Source organism: Idiomarina abyssalis (assembly GCF_900116625.1).
GTDB lineage: Bacteria > Pseudomonadota > Gammaproteobacteria > Enterobacterales > Alteromonadaceae > Idiomarina > Idiomarina abyssalis.
Map to the genome: position 1 here is coordinate 107,792 of NZ_FPBE01000005.1, position 17,210 is coordinate 125,001.

Genomic DNA, 17,210 nt, shown 5'->3' on the forward strand with positions numbered 1-17,210 from the left:
TATAAAAATAGGACTAGATATAAGCAGTATACCCGAGAGAATCGGTCAGAACTAACCCTATGCTTCATCAAGGAAGACAAGAATAATAATGTCGTACTCCTATATTGCCCGGCAACCGATACTCACCAGAGATCAAAAAGTCTATGGTTATGAGCTGCTTTTCCGCGACAGCAACTCCAACAGTTTTCCTAATATTGACCCAAATGAGGCAACCTCCAAATTGCTTCTGGAGCAGCACTTACTGGGTGATATTCAGACGCTGTGCATGGGAAAGCAGGCGTTTATTAATTTCCATGCCCGCACTTTGTTAAACGACTTCCCTTCTTTTTTAAATGCCCGAACGGTATGGGTGGAGCTGCTGGAGACTGTTGGCGTTGATGCACCTTTACTTGAAGCCTGCAGCAGCACTACGTCGAAAGGCTACCGCATTGCGTTAGACGATCACGACTTTGACGGGCAGTGGGATCCGGTTATTCCGATGATCAACATGGTGAAAGTTGATATTCAGGAGCAGGGCTTAAACCTCGAAAGTAAAATTCGGTTCTTCAAAGAAAAGGGAATTCCTCTTTTAGCCGAACGGGTTGAGACTCACGACGAGTTTGAGCGCTGCCTGGAGTTAGGGTTCGACTATTTCCAGGGATTCTTCTTTGAGAAACCACAAGTTGTGCAGCAAAAGTCACTGTCACCTAACCGCATTAGTATGCTCACCTTGTTATCTGAGGTTCATAAAAAAGAACTCGACTTAAATACCATAAGGCAGATCATCGAGCAGGACTTGTCGCTGACATACAGCTTACTGAAACTGGTGAACAGCGCGCTTTACGGCGGCCGTAAGAAAATAGAAAACATTCAGCACGCTTTAGTCTATTTAGGCGACGCCGAAATTCGCCGCTTTGTTACCTTGGTGGTGTTAGCCAATGTCTCGGCAGGGCAACCTGAAGAGCTGACCATTAAGTCAGTGACCCGGGCTCGTTTTATGGAGTTAGTCACGGTCGAAATTCTCAATGAAAAACACCGCTCCAGTGCTTTCCTAGCCGGTATGCTTTCGTTACTGGATATTATACTGGGGGTATCGATGGATGATGTTCTCAAACAACTGCCACTTTCTTCAGAAATAACAAAGGCGCTGAAAACTCGCGAAGGCGTATGGGGCTATCTACTTCAAATGACGGAGCTCTATGAGCGCGGCGAGTGGGATGCTCTGGATAAGCACCCTTTAAAACAAAAATTAAACGGCACCGATATTGGGCAGCTTTATATCGATGCCAGCCAATGGTGCCGTTTAGCGCTATTTTGAACCTTAACCTATAAGCTTACGCGATACCTCATAGATGTCCGTTCGACGGTCTTTTTTATTCGTTACCGACCCTTCGTGATGCAAATAACGCAGCTCATCCAGGTTTAAGTCAGAAAACATCAGCATTTCGGTGTTCGGTGTCGTTTCCGACATAATTGCGTCATGCGGGAAAGCAAAGTCAGACGGTGAGAACACAGCTGACTGTGCATATTGCACGTCCAGACTTTCTACTTCAGGTAAGTTACCCACACTGCCACAAATCACCACATAGCATTCGTTCTCTACCGCGCGAGCCTGAGCGCAATGGCGTACGCGCAAATAGGCATTGCGGGTGTCCGTCCAGAACGGCACAAACAGAATTTCCAAACCCTCATCGGCCATTATGCGGCCAAGCTCAGGAAACTCGACGTCATAGCAAATCAAAATACCAATGCGTCCGGCGTCGGTATCAAAAACTTTGACTTCGTTGCCGCCTTCAATAACCCAGTCGCGTTTTTCGTGTGGCGTAATATGCAACTTATACTGCTCTTCCACCGAGCCATCGCGACGGCATAAATACGACACGTTATAAATTGTATCGCCATCCTGAAGCGGCATAGAGCCAGTAATGATATTGACGTTGTAACTGACCGCCATTTGCGACATTTCACGCTTAAACAGATCGGTGTACCCAGCCAGAAAACGAATCGCATCCATTTGCTGGCTCTGGTCAGTCAGCCCCATTAACGGTGCGTTGAAAAACTCCGGAAAGACAGCAAAGTCACTTTGATAACCCGACAAAGCATCAACAAAGTATTCCACCTGCTTCAGCAGCTCTTCTACCGACTCAACCGAGCGCATTTGCCACTGCACGGCCCCCACGCGTACGTTTTGAATACGGGTGGTGAGAATGTTATCCGATGGCTCGTACAGAAAGTTATTCCATTCCAGCAAAGTCGCAAAGCCGCGCGACTTCTCGTCCTCGGGTAAATACTTACCCAGCAGGCGTTTTACGCTAAAGTCGTTGGCCAGCTGAAAAGTCAGAATGGGATCATAAATTTCACGGCGCTGCACCTTATCCAAATATTGGCTTGGCGTCAGTTCGTTAGAGTACTTATAGTAATTGACGATACGACCGCCTGCCAGAATAGCCCTCAGGTTCGCCTGTCGACAAAGCTCTTTACGCGCATCGTACAAACGGCGGCCCAGTCTGTAACCCCGGTATTCAGGGTGAATTAAAACATCCAGGCCATAGAGCGCATCGCCTTTCTTATTATTAAGAATGGCTTCTCTGTGACCAATTAAGTCGTCGTAGGTGTGGGGGTTAGAGAACTTGGTGTACTCAACTTTTACGGTCAAGGCGACCCCGACAATGCGTCCATTGTCCTCCAGACAAAACTGGCCTTCCGAGAAATCTTTTATCAGCTTTTCTATCGTAAACTGACTCCAGGAGCCGCCTATATCTTTATAGACCGCATCCATTAACGCTTTCAACTGTTCGTAATCTTCCAGGCGCAAATTTCGTATTTGCAAATGCAGTTCATCCGGGCTCATTATCTCTATCCTGATCTAAAACAACTTTACCGACAGTCTACACGTAATTGGAATAAGGTTGCATCAGGATAATTAGCTGTATAAACTTCTGGACGTCCAAATAAAAATAAAAGGCTGACACATGACAGATGCTTCGCCACAACCGGCTAGCGCTAAGGCGCTGTTACCTCTAGCGTTATTCTTAGTTTTGTTCTTAGGAACAGGGCTGTATTTTCAAAGCGAAGGCGTAGAGTACGCGTTTTATCAACTGCCCAGCCCGGTGGCTATTTTACCGGCAATAGTGCTGGGTATACTGCTCAGCAAACAGGCTTTTGAAGAACGTATTGAAACCTTCGTCGGTGGTGTCGGCGACAACAACATCATTACCATGTGTTTAATCTACTTATTGGCCGGTGCCTTTTCCACGGTCGCAGAAGCAACCGGCGGTGTAGATGCCATGGTGGCTTTAGGTTTAAACATTATCCCTCCATCATTTCTGCTACCCGGGCTATTCATCATAGCGGGCGTTATCTCCACAGCTATGGGCACCTCAATGGGTACCTTGGCGGCACTGGCGCCGGTCGTTCTGGGTATTGGTGAAGCAACCGATATCAGTCTGCCATTGCTGGCCGGAGTGCTGGTTAGCGGCGCGATGTTTGGTGACAACTTATCCATCATCTCTGACACTACCATTGCAGCAACTCGCACACAGGGCTGTACCATGCGCGATAAATTCCGCGCTAACTTAAAAATCGCGATACCGGCGGCTATTTTCACCGTTATTTGGCTGATCACTTACGATACCAGTCAGGTGCCTCTGGAGATCCCGGAAGCTAACCTCTGGCTGTCACTGCCTTACTTCGCCATTATTGTACTGGCGGTAATGGGGCTTAACGTTTTTGCCGTATTAGGCCTTGGTATTGTCTTAGCCGCTGCTTTTGGCATGTTCACGGTCGACTATGAATGGGTTGCTTTCAGTCAGGATATTTACGAAGGCTTTGGCAGCATGCAGGAAATTTTCCTGCTGTCGTTACTCATTGGTGGCTTATCAGCGCTAATCCGTCAGCAGGGCGGGCTGGCTTTCTTAGCCGCTTTTGTCGAACGTGCAGCCAACAAAGTGAGTAAACACAAGCAACGAGCCTCCGCCATTGGCGTTGCCGCACTGACCGCGCTGACCAATTTCTGTGTTGCCAACAACACCGTCAGTATTCTGTTAGCCGGTGAAGTCAGCAAGCGTTTGGCCAAAGTGGGTAACTTAGCACCACGACAAAGCGCCAGCTTATTAGATATTTTTGCTTGTGTTGTACAAGGTGCGTTGCCGTATGGGGCGCAAGCACTGCTAATGGGGGCCAGCTTTAAAATATCCCCACTGTCAGTCAGTTTGCATACCGGTTATTGCTTTATTCTGGCAGCAGTGGCTATTGCCATTATCATCTGGCGCCGACCTCTGGAGGACAGAGAGCCGACACCAGAGTCAGCCTAAATTAGTTGGTGCTGGGCAGTTCCATAATGCCGTCAATTTCAATCTGCGCGCCTTTCGGTAATTGTTTTACGCCGATAGCCGCGCGAGCTGGATACGGCTGTCTGAAATGTTTTGCCATCACTTCGTTCACAATAGCGAACTGACCCAGGTCGGTCAGGTAAATCTGAACCTTGATCATATCCTGTAATTCACCACCGGATGCTTCACAAACTGCAGTCAGGTTTTTAAACACCTGCTCCGCCTGAGCCGTGAAGTCTTCACTGACAAGCTCCATAGTTTCAGGAACCAGCGGAATTTGCCCGGAAAGATAAACGGTCGTGCCAATTTTTACTGCTTGCGAATAAGTGCCGATGGCAGCAGGCGCTTTATCCGTTGAAATAATTACTTTAGACATATTACTTCCTTAAGCGCGTCACGCGCTGAACATCCGGCATTTTACGAATGTGACGTATCACATCCGCTAAGTGCTTACGGTTTTTTATGGTTAAAGCCACATCAATGAAATAAATGTTGGCGTCAATTTCTTCGGTCTGCAGACCATCAATATTACAACCCGTGGTGGCAATTGACGAGGTTAACTTGGCCAGCACACCCTGATTGTTAACAATTTCAATGCGAATCTCAGAAATAAACTCGGCGTCGGGTTTGTTATCCCACTCAACCGGGAAGTAACGACCGGGATCGTCTTCATGTCCGCGAACGTTTTTACACTCACGACGATGAATAACCAAACCTTTACCCGGGCTGACATGGGCAATAATATCATCGCCAGGAATAGGTCGGCAGCACTTCGCGAAGCTTACCAGAAGACCTTCAGCTCCTTTAATCGAGAGGCTTTTTTGCGATGCATTATCATCTTTTATCGGTTGTAAATCGCCCAGTAAACGCTTCGCAATGGCAATCGACATCATGTTACCTAAGCCAATTTGCTTCAGCAGGTTCTCACGGGTATCCATTTTTGTTTCCTGCAGCACCCGGTTAAATTCCGACTCTGGTATCTCGTCGTAACTCACCTGGCCTAAGGCGGAACGCAGCAAACGCTCACCTAGCTGTTGCGCTTCGTCAGCTTCCTGACTTTTCAGGTACTGACGAATTTTAGCGCGGGCCTTGCCCGTTACCACAAAGTTGAGCCAGGCAATATTGGGCCGAGAATTCGGTGCGGTTTTTATCTCAACCGTTTGTCCGGTTTCCAGCGGCTTGCTTAACGAATAAGTACGATGATTAACTCTCGCTCCAATACAGGTGTTACCAACATCGGTATGAACCGCGTAAGCAAAGTCTACCGCTGTTGCCCCCTGAGGCAACTCGGTAATACGCCCGTCAGGGCTGAATACGTATATTTCATCGGGGAACAGGTCAGATTTGACGCTTTCAATAAACTCAAAAGAGTTACCGGCACTTTGCTGCAGCTCTAACAGACTCTGCATCCACTTACGGGCGCGCACCTGAGCGGTAGTACTGGAGTCATCAGATTTTTTGTACATCCAATGTGCCGCGACACCCCTGTCGGCCATAAGATCCATTTCTTCGGTGCGGATCTGAATTTCTACTGGTACCCCGTGTGGTCCTTTTAAAGAGGTATGCAGCGACTGATAGCCATTTGACTTAGGAATTGCAATGTAATCTTTAAACCGCGTCTCAATGGGTTTATACAAATTGTGCAGCGCGCCAAGAACCCGGTAGCAGGTATCCACACTGTCGACAATGACGCGGAAAGCATAGATATCCATAACCTGTTCAAACTTAACTTCTTTGGCCTGCATTTTGCGGTAAATACTGTGCAGATGCTTTTCACGGCCGGACACCCGCGCTTTAATATTATTGCCTTCAAGCCGGGAGTTGATTTCGCTCTGTACACGCTCAGTAAACTCGCGTCGATTACCCCGTGCCCGTTTAACTTCCGATTCCAGCAACTTCCCACGCCAGGGATACAGCGCCCAAAAGCCCAATTGCTCCAGCTCGTTTTTAATATCGTGCATACCCAGACGGTGCGCTAACGGCGCATAAATTTCTAAGGTTTCGCGGGCAATGCGACGACGTTTATCGGGGCGGAGGTGCTGAATAGTGCGCATGTTATGGGTGCGGTCAGCCAGTTTAATCAGAATAACCCGAATATCCTGCACCATCGCCATAATCATCTTGCGATAGTTTTCGGCCTGAGCTTCTTCTTTAGAGTTAAACTGAAGTTTATCCAGTTTAGAAACCCCCTCGACCAGACTGGCAACCGTTGCGCCAAAGCGCTCGGCCAGGTCTTCCCGGCTGGTTTCAGTATCTTCAATCACGTCATGCAGTAAGGCAGCCATGAGTGTTTCACAATCCAGCTTCATATCCGCAAGCAAACTGGCTACGGCAACCGGGTGAGTAATATAAGGTTCACCACTGCTACGTTTTTGCGAACTATGGGCTTCATTTGCTACAACAAAGGCATCACGAATACGCTCCACCTGCTCAGATGGAAGATACTCACTAACTTGAGCCTTTAAGCCTTCAAATAAGTACACCAGATAACTCCCCGGGTCACACCGGACTTATGAATATACTTTCAGAATAAGGGGATTTGATAGAATTGCCAACGGCATTGATGCCGTTGGCGAATAGAAATTTTTATTCGATACCGCGCAGCGCATCTACGGCACGCAGTTCTTCAGCGTCTTGCTGCTTTTGAGCGGCTTGATCTTCGATGTCCAGACGTTCGTTGTCGATAAGACCTTGCTCTATTTCACGCAAAGCAATAACAGTTGGCTTTTCGTTCTTTGTTTCAACTAATGGCTCTTTACCATTAGCCAACTGACGCGCGCGGCGTGAAGCTAACAAAATTAAATCAAAACGGTTACCAACACGGTCTACAGCATCTTCTACAGTTACGCGAGCCATGGTTTTACTCCAAATAAAGCGTGAGTCGTATTTTTCGAAAGGCTAAGAATTATACGGAATTAAGCCCTATGATCCAAGCAATTCCTTCAATACCTTTGAATATCTTACTTGTTGGTGCGGCATTTTATGTCGTTGGGCAAAAACAATATGCTCCAGCGATGCTAGAGTATTATCAAAGTCATCGTTTACCAGTAAGTAGTCAAACTCATGATAATGCGACATTTCCGCCTGAGCTTTTGCCATACGCTCGGCAATAACTTCGTCGGAATCCTGACCTCGAAATCGCAACCTTTCTTCCAGAATTTCCAGGCTGGGGGGGACAATAAAAACCGAACGAACATCGGGGTGGTGTTCACGAACTTGTTGCGCGCCCTGCCAGTCAATATCGAGGAAAACGTCTTTACCCTCTGCCAATAAGGACTCGACGACTTTACGAGAGGTTCCATAATAATTGCCGAACACACGTGCCCATTCATAAAACTCACCCGCATCAATACGCTGTTCAAACTCGTCGGTATTGAGAAAATGGTAGTGGACGCCCTGCACTTCACCCGGGCGCGGAGCACGCGTGGTGGACGATACAGATACCTGCATGGATTGATCGGGGTGTTTTTCCAACAAAGCCCGTATCAGGCTCGACTTGCCTGCGCCACTGGGGGCCGCAATGATAAACAAATTCCCTAACACCGGAGACGCGGTCATAACGGGTTCTCTTTTTAAGAAACGGACGATCACTGTTGGCGCGAAATAATAACACGGTTTCACACCGCGATGAAAATTGAGTAGAGTATGGCTTTTACGCAGCAGCGGTACTAATTTGCAGACTTCATCAGCGCCTGTGGCGAAACCATCAAAACTTCCCCTCTTTTTCGGCCTGTTGGTTCTGGTATTGCTGGGGCTCAATCTACGCCCACTGCTAACCTCGGTAGGGCCTCTTACCGACGAACTGCAAAGCATTACCAAACTGTCTTTTAGTGAAGTTTCGCTACTGACCACACTGCCCATTTTAATGATTGGTTTAATGGCGTTATTCGCTGGCCGGGTAACGACAGCATTAGGTTATAAGCAGGGCATAGGTCTTGGTCTTCTTGTGCTTTGCGCAGGCCTGCTAGTACGCTTATTTGAGCCGACAAATATAAGCTTAATCAGTAGTGCCCTGGTTGGAGGGGTTGGTATTGCACTGCTTCATATTGTGATCCCTGAGCTAACCAAGCAAAAATACCTGAACCGCTTAGGTATGGTCACCGGTCTTTGGTCTGCTGCACTGATGGGCGGTGCTGCACTCGGCGCTGTTGCCACCCCCTGGGCTGCAAACTTACTGCCTGAACGATTCCAGGCTCTGGGAAGCTGGTCTCTGTTGGCCTTACTGGTACTCGTCATTTGGTACCTCCCTTTTAACCGGGTTCCGGTAGCCAGCATCCCTCCAAGACACCTGCTACTGCGCGCTCATCGTTATCCACGGGCATGGCTGCTCGGTATTTACTTTGCCCTGGTTAATGCAGGTTATGCAGGGTTCATTGCCTGGATAGCGCCTTTTTACGCAGAATTTGACTGGCCAGCACAAAAAGCCGGAAATTTACTGGCACTGTTTTCTTTAGTTCAGGTTATTGGGGCTTTATTGTTGCCGGCTTTATCTCGAACACAAGACAGGCGCTTTTGGCTAATGCTAGCGGTTATCACCCAAATGGTGGGGTTTGCCGGGCTCAGTTGGTTTCCGACAGCGGCTCCGTGGTTATGGTCCGCTCTGTGCGGTTTTGGTTTAGGTGGCGCTTTTCCGCTGTGCATTGTTATGGCACTGGACCATATCGATAACCCCGTGCAGGCCGGACGTCTGGTTTCCTTTATGCAAGGTATAGGCTTTATGTTTGCCAGCCTCATGCCGCTTTTAACCGGATGGTTCAGAGATGTTTCAGGCAACTACAGTTTAGGCTGGCAATTACACATCATTGTTGGCTTATTAATTTTGCTTATAACCTGGCGTTTTAACCCCAAAGACTACAATGGGTTATTTAACTTGCGGGAATGATTCTCGCAATAATGTCGTCGGCCAAAGTCTCTAGCTGCTGCTGAGGTACACCTCGTCCCGCCATGGTGCGCAATCCAATAACATTCGTTTGCAACAAGCGACCAAGACGTTCGGGAGACTGAGCCCGACCAATTTCTCCACGCTGCTGCGCCAGTTTGAAAGCATCGGTGAAGCCGCGCTCAAACTCGTCCAGATAAGCTTTGGCAGGTTCACTAAACGCCTTGTCTTCCGGAGTGAACTCAAGCAAAGTTTTCACTAACATGCAGGCCTTCGTCGGCGACTCACTAGACGTCATTACCGCTATATTGCGAAGGTACAAGCTTATACCCTGCAAAATAGACGAAGTTTGAGCCAATGTCTGTTCAAACTCTTCCGTCGCAAGCACAGCGTACTTTTCCAGTGTCTCTTTAAATAACGCTTCCTTGTTACCAAAGGCGGCGTAAATACTTCCTGGCCTCATGTCCATTTCTTCTTCGATGTCTTTCATCGAGGTCGCATGATATCCCTTGCGCCAGAAAAGCTTGAGCGCATTGTTAAGCGCTGTTTCCCGGTGAAATTTAGGCGTTCTGGGCATTTTCTTTATCCTTAATTATTGACCTGCAAGCAAGTATAGACCTGCTTGTTCCTAATTTCACTTTAAGAAGTGTTAAGAATTATGATCCAAAGGTTTCGGGAGCGACTATTAGAAGAAACATTACAAATAAAGGTAACACTATGGAAATTGTTCAGTTCGGTTCCGATGATATTGAAAATACTCTGGCGAAAATGTCAGATGACAAATTAAACGACATTGCGTTTGGTGCGATTCAGCTCGACGGCAGTGGAAAAATCATTCAGTACAATGCCGCTGAAGGCGATATTACAGGTCGCGACCCGGGGGCTGTTGTTGGTAAAAACTTTTTCAAGGAAGTTGCGCCTTGTACCAACAGCCCTGAGTTTAAAGGCCGCTTCGATGAGGGCGTAAAAAATGGCGACTTGAACACCATGTTCGAGTACGTTTTTGACTATGAAATGAAACCGACTAAGGTCAAAGTTCACATGAAAAAAGCTCTGACCGGGGATACCTACTGGGTGTTTGTTAAGCGGCTATAACGTGACAATCTCACTTAATCACCACTTCATTGTAACTGTCATCGGCGATCTTATCGCCGATGAGCTCTCGAGAATGCGCCCGGCTGAAAGCGAGCACTGGAAGCGACGTCAGTGGCACGAAGACGATTATTTGATATCGAAAAACCAGGTCACAAAAGACGATGGCGACGAAGCTGTTGCGGTAGACTCACTGGAGAGGCTTGCTCTGGCCGGGCGGGTTGTCCAGTTTTTCCACATGGGAGACAGCGGAGTTGAGGACTACCTCTTACGTCGTCACAGTCTGTCCGAATGGGCTGAAGTGGTGCTTAAGTCACGACAAGTTCACTCTCAAAATTTAACCGTAACGACTTCTGGCACTACCGGGCAGCCTAAAGCTTGTGAGCACTCCTGGAGCACTTTGGTTGAAGAAGCGAATTCGTTTATCCGTATTTTTAATAATGAATACGACATATCGCCTAACAGAGTGGTCGCCCTGGTGCCCAGCCATCATATTTATGGCTTCTTGTTTACTGTGTTATTACCTAATCTCGTCGATATTCCTGTTATAAGAGGGTTCAAAGCCTATAGCCATGTTCGCAATGGCGGCTTGCGTGCCGGCGATATCGTTGTTGGCTTCCCCGAGTTATTGACTCAGCTTTCCACAGAGATCCCGCCATTACCGCCGGGAGTGCTTTTTATGAGTTCAACGGGCCACTGCCCACCGGGCACATTGCATCAGCTCTACTCTATGGGTGCCGCAAGAACTGTCGAGGTTTACGGTAGTTCAGAAACCGCAGGTGTGGGTTATCGCAGCGAGCCAGAAGATAATTATCGTCTGCTTCCCCGCTGGCGCAGCCACGACAGCAATCCGCAGTGTATCGTCGACAGACAAACGCTATTAACCTTTGATTTACCGGATAGCGCAGCTTGGAAAAACGACAGTGAATTTCAGATTAAAGGGCGTGTTGATAAAGCTATTTCAATACGGGGAACCAATGTATTTCCCGACCATGTTGCTGATTGTCTACGCCAGCACCCTGATATTGCTGATGCCACTGTCAGGCCACTCGTAGCGGACGAAGGAACAGGCTTAAAGGCGTTTATTGTTTTACAAAGGCATTCTGAAAACGCCATGACTGAGCAAAGTCTAAAAAACTGGCTAAGTGAACGTTTACTTGCGGCCGAAGTCCCTCAGCACATCAGCTTTGGTAAGCAGTTACCGCTTAATACCATGGGCAAGGCCTGTGACTGGGCTATCGATAAACGTTAAGCGACTCAATTAATGCAGCGCTCTGACGAGTACATCGTCAAAGCGTAGATCCGTTACCTGGGCACATTCCAAAGCAATTTTATGCTTTACATTCTGTTGTGTTAACTGCTCCCGAACAGCGTTCAGACACTCATTATTACGATCAGCAGAAAGAGTCGACATAAGCACAACAATGAGGCCATTCCCTAAGCTACCCGGAATGTCGTAGTCACGAATGCTATTACGCAATATATGGCTTGTCGCTTTTAACGTCGCAACATCATCAGCCACTTTTACAACAAGAACGTAATATTGGTATTCGGAATGCGCCTGAAATAGACTAAAGCGGCGTTGCAATGACTGCAGCATAAGGCGCCGATTGTAAAACCCCGTGTTCTCATCGCTGCCCCCCGTTTGTCGTAACTTCAATTCAAGTTCTTTGTAGTCGGTAATATCCTGAGTGGTGCCAAAAATAATGTCCTGACCATTGTCATTCGTCCGGTAAATACCAGATTCCCGTAACCATCGAATTTCGCCGTCCGCTAACATGATGCGATGCTCCACGTCCCGCGCACCCGACTGCTTAACCGCTTCAATAGCTTCAGTCAGCGCTTGTCTGTCTTCCGGGTGGGTCTTATCCATAACCAATGCTAAAGACGGTTTGGTTTTTGCTTTATTCAGACCATGTAAGTCGTACATAGTATCGGACCATTTAGACAACCCGGTTTTTAAATCCAGCTGCCAATGACCCAGTCCCCCGACTCGTTCAGCTAACATTAAATTCCGCTGGTTCTCTTCAGCTTTCAGTTCCAGCATTTTTCGTTCGGTAATGTCGAGCATTTGCCCATTCCACAAGGTGCTGCCGTCATCTTGTTGAATCGTTACCGCGTGTCCGTATATCCAGGCTTCTTTACCGTTTCTAATCACACGGTATTCTTTTATCCAGCGGTATTTGTAACGGGCGGAGTCGTGCATACTTTTCAGTACCGACTGTAAGTCATCGGGGTGGATAATGTTGCTGAGCAAATTAATATCGTGACTCAATGCCTCGGCGGAACATCCGAAAATAGCTTCCACGCCCTGGCTCACATAGTTAAATTTTAATTCCCCGTCTGGCGAACGTTCAAGTTGGTAAAGAGCGCCTGGAACAGCATTTGCTAAGAGCTCTAAATTCACGCGGCTTTTATCAGTATTCATAACGACTAAGTCACTTTTTATCTACTGCAACAACAGTGCTCATAATACCGCAGTGGCCAGAAACTAAACAGCAAATTAATACAAAGTGACCCATTACAAATCTTTCTGAGTAGTCTATATATAAATAAATCTTAGAAAAAACAGGAGCTTTTATGTCGGCCGAAAAGAGCAAATGGCATTCTGCGATTTTAGTGCCAGTATTTCTCCCTGCGGTAATCGTTATTGCACTGCTGGTTATAGGCACTTTGAGTGCGCCTGACAAAGCCGGGGAGCTATTCGACTGGACATTAGCAGGCATTACTGACAATTTCGGTTGGTTTTATATGCTGGCAGTTGCACTGTTTCTTATATTCATTATTGGTGTGGCTGTTTCCAATTGGGGCAAGATTAAACTAGGTCCCGACCATTGCGAGCCGGAATACAGCTTTACCTCATGGTTTGCCATGCTGTTCTCGGCTGGCTACGGCATTGCATTGCTCTTTTTCGGTGTATCCGAACCCATATTACATTATGCAGAGCCTCCTGCAGGAGCGGCTGAAACCGTCGGTTCTGCCAAGCAGGCCATGCAAATTGCGTATTTCCATTGGGGTTTCCATATTTGGGCAATTTATGGCCTGGTAGGCCTGGTGTTGGCTTACTTTTCTTTTCGCCACGGGTTACCACTTACCATGCGCTCAACCCTTTACCCGCTTATTGGCGACAGAATAAATGGACCCATTGGGCATACCATAGATACTTTCGCCATTCTCAGCACCATGTTTGGTATTGCAACGACTCTGGGGCTGTCCGTTATTCAAATTAACGCAGGGCTCAATTATTTATGGGAAGATATTCCCGTCGGAACCATGGTTCAGGTTATTTCCATTGGACTCATTACTCTAGCCGCTATTGCTTCAGTGGTGGCCGGTATGGACAAAGGGATAAAACGGTTATCACTGATTAACATGACTCTGGTTGTCTTCTTGCTTCTGTTCGTTTTCGCGGTAGGGCCAACAATACACATCCTGGAAACCTTCCTGCAAAACACCGGGGCTTATTTAAGTGGCATTGTCGAGCGGACCTTTAACCTGCAAGCCTATGAACGCAGCGACTGGATTGGTAACTGGACCTTATTTATATTTGGCTGGACCATTGCCTGGGCGCCTTTTGTTGGGTTGTTTATTGCTAAAATAAGCCGCGGCCGTACCATTCGCCAGTTTGTTTTCGGGGTCATGCTGGTGCCTACGATATTTACTTTCTTCTGGTTCGCAGTGTTTGGCGACACCGCACTCAACATGATAATGAACGAGGGTTATACAACCTTAATCTCAGAAGTTCAGGACAACCAGGCAGTCGCACTGTTTAAGCTTTACGAAAACCTGCCAATGACCAGCATATTGAGCTTTCTGACCGTACTTTTAATTATTACCTTCTTCGTAACGTCGTCAGATTCCGGTTCACTGGTCATTGATTCCCTATCTTCTGGCGGCATGATGGAAACGCCTACATGGCAGCGTGTTTTCTGGGCCAGTACGGAAGGTATTGTTGCAGCTGTATTGCTTGTAGCAGGTGGTCTGGGAGCTCTGCAAACGGCGGCTATTACCAGCGCCTTACCCTTTGCCGTCATTATATTGATATCAGCAGTGGGCATGTGGCGTGCTCTGGTCATTGAAGGGTACCAGTCCAATAGTCTCCAGAGTCACCGTCATTCTCACCGCCGTGGTGTTAACGAAGGCCCGGACTATTGGAAAAAACGTCTGGCCGGGCTGGTAGATTTCCCGAAGAAGGAGCCGGTACTGGACTTTATTAGCGGGCCTGCCACAGAGAGTCTTAAAAATGTTCGTGACGAACTGAAAGGCCAGGACTGGCCTGCTGAATTCAGGGCTGATGACGAACACAACCGAATTATCCTTAGTGTTGAACGAAAAGATGATCTCGATTTTGCTTATGAGATTCGTTTAAGAGACTATCTGTTACCAGAGTTTGCCTTAACTAATGACAAAAATAGAGAAATTTACTATCGGGCAGAGGTTTTCCTTAGACAAGGTGGTCAGTCGTACGATCTCTATGGTTATGAGACAACAGATATTATCAACGACGTGATCAATCAATTTGAGAACTACCTTCATTTTCGTCATCATAGTCCAGGTGTCTTACCCTGGGATCTTGAGAAACATGACGAGGACTTGAACGACGACCTTGAGACAAAGAAGTAAAAGGAGTGTAAAAGGTCGCTCTACGGAGCGGCCTTTCAGTGGTCGGACTGTTGATAGTACGAGACATGTGCGAGAATAGCCGTATTATCAGTATGGAGTTTAATGGTCACTATGGAACGTGTTGATACACCTACTCAGAAGCTGGCACCTATGCCAAGCATGCTGTTGCGCTCACTGCTAACCTTGCAGCGCAGTGACGAGTCTGAGGCCGAATCAGAGACTTTATGCAAAAGTTACTCTATTCCTGCGCCTACAGAAAAACACCTGAGTCGTTATCATCAAGCGTTTAATGGTTTTGTCAGCGATGTCCCTTTAGCTATGCTTTACTGTATAGCCCAAAGAGCACATCTTTCTCAAATGCTGGATGACAGTTTTCCCTGGCCCGCACCCGGTCTCGTTCATGTCAGCAATAAAATCGAACGACATCAGGTTATTTCTGCACAAGCTCCTTTTCAACTGATTTCAAAAGTCAAAGTCCCTAAACGTGGCCCTGATGTTTCTCCACGCCGTTTGCGTCCGCAGTTCGTGGTGGAGTTTTGGCAAAACAACGAAAAAGTAGCCACCTGTTCCAGTGTCTATCAGGTCATGAGTGGCCAAAGCCAGGCTCCCTCGAAAAAAGCAGCAACACCGATAAAGCCATTTGAACCGGAAGCTGGCTGGGAAAACATCAGCCATTGGCAGTTGGGCAGCGGTATGGGCAGGCGTTACGCGAGAATTTCCGGTGACTTTAACCCGATTCATCTGCACCCTCTGGTATCGCGCTGGTTTGGGTTTGAGAAGCCTATTATCCATGGCATGTACATGATGGCGAGAGCTCAGGCTGAACTTGAAAAGCGCCAGCAAAAAGCCGTTACTTATATTGACGTTACGTTCAAACGACCCGTTATTTTACCGGCTCGGGTACAGCTCTGGGCATCAGAAGAAGAGGATAAAACCAAATACGAAGTAAGAAGCAGCGATCATGTTTCCTTAAAACTAGAAGGGTCAGTCCGTTTCGACTGACCCTTAAAAAGACTTATTGGTGTTTATAAACCTTACCGTCTTTCATCACAAAACTGACATTTTGCAATAAGGTAACATCGTCCAACGGGTTTCCTTTTACAGCCACGATATCCGCTAGTTTACCTTCTTCAATGTGACCAATATCATCATTTTTAAGCAGCTTGGCAGCTATGGAAGTTGCTGACTGAATCGCTTCAGCTTCGGGGACACCTGCTTCTACCATGTATTGGAATTCTAACGCGTTATCACCGTGAGCGGATACGCCACTATCGGTACCAAATGCGAAATTAACCCCCGCTTTATAGGCTTTTGCAAAAGTGTCCTGAATTTTAGGGCCTATTTCGCGCGCTTTCGGTCTGACAACGTCCGGAAAGTAACCATCAATTTCCGCTTTTTCAGCAACAAACTTGCCGGCCAGAATGGTGGGCACCAGATAGGTTCCGTGCTCTTTCATAGCCGCTATTACTTCGTCATCCATGTAAGTACCATGCTCTACCGAAGTAATGCCGGCTTTCACTGCCCGCAGCATACCTGCTTTACCATGGGCATGTGCTGCAACATGAAAGTTGTAGTCATTGGCAATATCAACCAGACCTTTTAGCTCTTCGTCAGTAAACTGAGGGTTGTCGCCGCTGCTGGCCATACTCAAAACACCGCCGGTTGCGGTAATTTTGATAAAGTCGGCACCGTCTTTGTAGTGCTGACGTACTGCTTCGCGAGCATCTGCGGCACTATTAATAACACCATCTTTAGGCGTCGGACGCCCCATCAGTTCTTCTTTCCAGCCGTTTGTCGGGTCGGCATGTCCACCGGTCGTTGCCAAAGATTTCCCTGCGGAATAAATTCTTGGCCCGTCAACCACACCAGCATTTACCGCATTACGTAAAGCAATAGTGACGTTGTCGGAGTCCCCCGGGTTTCTTACCGTTGTGAAGCCAGCTTCCAAGGTTTTCATGCCATAGTGTTGAGCTTTCAAAGCAAGATCAGCAGGGTTCTCAGTAAACTGTTTTATATAAGAGTCAGGCCCGGACTGACCGTCAAGGTGAACGTGTAAATCAATCAAGCCAGGCAGACAGGTATGTGCGCTTAAATCCGTAACCGAAGCATCACCTCCGGGGGCGTTCACTTTAACGGCAGTAATTTTGTTGTCAGTGACTTCAATATAGCGCTCACCGGCAAGACGACCGCTTTCACTGTCAAACACATTTCCGCAATGCAGCCATTCACCAGCCTGAGCGGTGTGTCCTGCTAACGCTACCGTTAAACCTATAGCTATTTTCTTCAACATACTTCCCCCTGATTTT

At 47.4% G+C, this 17,210-nt stretch carries 15 protein-coding genes; 7 read left to right on the top strand and 8 right to left on the bottom strand.

Annotated features, from left to right (window positions below):
* Positions 1 to 88 precede the first annotated feature (88 nt).
* Complete coding sequence (locus tag BM359_RS10020) at positions 89 to 1,297, top strand: EAL and HDOD domain-containing protein (RefSeq protein WP_054490104.1); 1,209 nt, start codon at positions 89 to 91, stop codon at positions 1,295 to 1,297.
* A 3-nt stretch (positions 1,298 to 1,300) separates the two neighbouring features.
* Here the strand turns inward: BM359_RS10020 and BM359_RS10025 are convergent, their stop codons facing one another.
* The gene (locus BM359_RS10025; protein ID WP_054490101.1) at positions 1,301 to 2,830 is read right to left on the bottom strand and encodes a bifunctional GNAT family N-acetyltransferase/carbon-nitrogen hydrolase family protein; all 1,530 of its coding nucleotides are present in this window, start codon (positions 2,828 to 2,830) and stop codon (positions 1,301 to 1,303) included.
* Between the two features lie 121 nt (positions 2,831 to 2,951).
* On the opposite strand from BM359_RS10025, the gene BM359_RS10030 reads away from it, so the two are divergent.
* Positions 2,952 to 4,292 carry a Na+/H+ antiporter NhaC family protein gene (locus BM359_RS10030; RefSeq protein ID WP_054490099.1) on the top strand — a complete coding sequence of 447 codons (1,341 nt, stop codon included), beginning with the start codon at positions 2,952 to 2,954 and terminating at the stop codon, positions 4,290 to 4,292.
* A 1-nt stretch (position 4,293) separates the two neighbouring features.
* Here BM359_RS10030 and BM359_RS10035 read toward each other — a convergent pair whose 3' ends face one another.
* The 4 genes from BM359_RS10035 to gmk all read right to left on the bottom strand — a co-directional run bounded on the left by BM359_RS10035 (position 4,294) and on the right by gmk (position 7,868).
* The gene (locus tag BM359_RS10035) at positions 4,294 to 4,686 is read right to left on the bottom strand and encodes a RidA family protein (protein WP_054490097.1); all 393 of its coding nucleotides are present in this window, start codon (positions 4,684 to 4,686) and stop codon (positions 4,294 to 4,296) included.
* 1 nt (position 4,687) lies between these two features.
* Positions 4,688 to 6,793, bottom strand: a complete 2,106-nt coding sequence (spoT, locus tag BM359_RS10040) for a bifunctional GTP diphosphokinase/guanosine-3',5'-bis pyrophosphate 3'-pyrophosphohydrolase (RefSeq protein WP_054490095.1) — start codon at positions 6,791 to 6,793, stop codon at positions 4,688 to 4,690.
* Positions 6,794 to 6,896: 103 nt separating this feature from the next.
* A complete protein-coding gene (gene rpoZ, locus BM359_RS10045; protein WP_011235607.1) occupies positions 6,897 to 7,166 on the bottom strand; it encodes a DNA-directed RNA polymerase subunit omega in 270 nt (89 codons plus the stop codon).
* A 66-nt stretch (positions 7,167 to 7,232) separates the two neighbouring features.
* Positions 7,233 to 7,868, bottom strand: a complete 636-nt coding sequence (gene gmk / locus BM359_RS10050; RefSeq protein ID WP_054490094.1) for a guanylate kinase — start codon at positions 7,866 to 7,868, stop codon at positions 7,233 to 7,235.
* Positions 7,869 to 8,004: 136 nt separating this feature from the next.
* On the opposite strand from gmk, the gene BM359_RS10055 reads away from it, so the two are divergent.
* Positions 8,005 to 9,192 carry a cyanate transporter gene (locus BM359_RS10055; protein ID WP_234972491.1) on the top strand — a complete coding sequence of 396 codons (1,188 nt, stop codon included), beginning with the start codon at positions 8,005 to 8,007 and terminating at the stop codon, positions 9,190 to 9,192.
* Here BM359_RS10055 and BM359_RS10060 read toward each other — a convergent pair.
* The gene (locus BM359_RS10060) at positions 9,176 to 9,766 is read right to left on the bottom strand and encodes a TetR/AcrR family transcriptional regulator (protein ID WP_054490090.1); all 591 of its coding nucleotides are present in this window, start codon (positions 9,764 to 9,766) and stop codon (positions 9,176 to 9,178) included. The two genes, BM359_RS10055 and BM359_RS10060, sit on opposite strands and share 17 nt — an antisense overlap.
* A 140-nt stretch (positions 9,767 to 9,906) precedes the next feature.
* Here BM359_RS10060 and pyp point away from each other — a divergent pair, with 140 nt between their 5' ends.
* Complete coding sequence (gene pyp / locus BM359_RS10065; protein ID WP_054490088.1) at positions 9,907 to 10,284, top strand: photoactive yellow protein; 378 nt, start codon at positions 9,907 to 9,909, stop codon at positions 10,282 to 10,284.
* Position 10,285: 1 nt separating this feature from the next.
* The gene (locus BM359_RS10070) at positions 10,286 to 11,533 is read left to right on the top strand and encodes an AMP-binding protein (protein WP_054490086.1); all 1,248 of its coding nucleotides are present in this window, start codon (positions 10,286 to 10,288) and stop codon (positions 11,531 to 11,533) included.
* Positions 11,534 to 11,542: 9 nt separating this feature from the next.
* Here the strand turns inward: BM359_RS10070 and BM359_RS10075 are convergent, their stop codons facing one another.
* The gene (locus BM359_RS10075) at positions 11,543 to 12,709 is read right to left on the bottom strand and encodes a GGDEF domain-containing protein (RefSeq protein ID WP_054490084.1); all 1,167 of its coding nucleotides are present in this window, start codon (positions 12,707 to 12,709) and stop codon (positions 11,543 to 11,545) included.
* A 152-nt stretch (positions 12,710 to 12,861) separates the two neighbouring features.
* Between BM359_RS10075 and BM359_RS10080 the strand changes: the two genes are divergently transcribed.
* Both BM359_RS10080 and BM359_RS10085 read left to right on the top strand, forming a co-directional pair.
* A complete protein-coding gene (locus BM359_RS10080) occupies positions 12,862 to 14,904 on the top strand; it encodes a BCCT family transporter (RefSeq protein ID WP_054490082.1) in 2,043 nt (680 codons plus the stop codon).
* Between the two features lie 102 nt (positions 14,905 to 15,006).
* Positions 15,007 to 15,906 carry a MaoC family dehydratase gene (locus BM359_RS10085; protein WP_234972492.1) on the top strand — a complete coding sequence of 300 codons (900 nt, stop codon included), beginning with the start codon at positions 15,007 to 15,009 and terminating at the stop codon, positions 15,904 to 15,906.
* A gap of 13 nt (positions 15,907 to 15,919) precedes the next feature.
* On the opposite strand, the gene BM359_RS10090 is transcribed toward BM359_RS10085, so the two are convergent.
* Positions 15,920 to 17,194: a metal-dependent hydrolase family protein gene (locus BM359_RS10090; RefSeq protein ID WP_054490080.1), complete on the bottom strand. Its 1,275-nt coding sequence runs from the start codon at positions 17,192 to 17,194 to the stop codon at positions 15,920 to 15,922.
* Between the last annotated feature and the right edge of the window lie 16 nt (positions 17,195 to 17,210).

Excerpts from the sequence above, each read along its gene's own strand:
- BM359_RS10080 (WP_054490082.1), top strand. The coding sequence starts at position 12,862 with ATGTCGGCCGAAAAGAGCAAATGGCATTCTGCGATTTTAGTGCCAGTA.
- BM359_RS10030 (WP_054490099.1), top strand. The coding sequence starts at position 2,952 with ATGACAGATGCTTCGCCACAACCGGCTAGCGCTAAGGCGCTGTTACCT.
- BM359_RS10025 (WP_054490101.1), bottom strand. The coding sequence starts at position 2,830 with ATGAGCCCGGATGAACTGCATTTGCAAATACGAAATTTGCGCCTGGAA.
- BM359_RS10075 (WP_054490084.1), bottom strand. The coding sequence starts at position 12,709 with ATGAATACTGATAAAAGCCGCGTGAATTTAGAGCTCTTAGCAAATGCT.
- pyp (WP_054490088.1), top strand. The coding sequence starts at position 9,907 with ATGGAAATTGTTCAGTTCGGTTCCGATGATATTGAAAATACTCTGGCG.
- rpoZ (WP_011235607.1), bottom strand. The coding sequence starts at position 7,166 with ATGGCTCGCGTAACTGTAGAAGATGCTGTAGACCGTGTTGGTAACCGT.
- BM359_RS10060 (WP_054490090.1), bottom strand. The coding sequence starts at position 9,766 with ATGCCCAGAACGCCTAAATTTCACCGGGAAACAGCGCTTAACAATGCG.
- gmk (WP_054490094.1), bottom strand. The coding sequence starts at position 7,868 with ATGACCGCGTCTCCGGTGTTAGGGAATTTGTTTATCATTGCGGCCCCC.
- BM359_RS10090 (WP_054490080.1), bottom strand. The coding sequence starts at position 17,194 with ATGTTGAAGAAAATAGCTATAGGTTTAACGGTAGCGTTAGCAGGACAC.
- BM359_RS10020 (WP_054490104.1), top strand. The coding sequence starts at position 89 with ATGTCGTACTCCTATATTGCCCGGCAACCGATACTCACCAGAGATCAA.
- BM359_RS10085 (WP_234972492.1), top strand. The coding sequence starts at position 15,007 with ATGGTCACTATGGAACGTGTTGATACACCTACTCAGAAGCTGGCACCT.
- BM359_RS10035 (WP_054490097.1), bottom strand. The coding sequence starts at position 4,686 with ATGTCTAAAGTAATTATTTCAACGGATAAAGCGCCTGCTGCCATCGGC.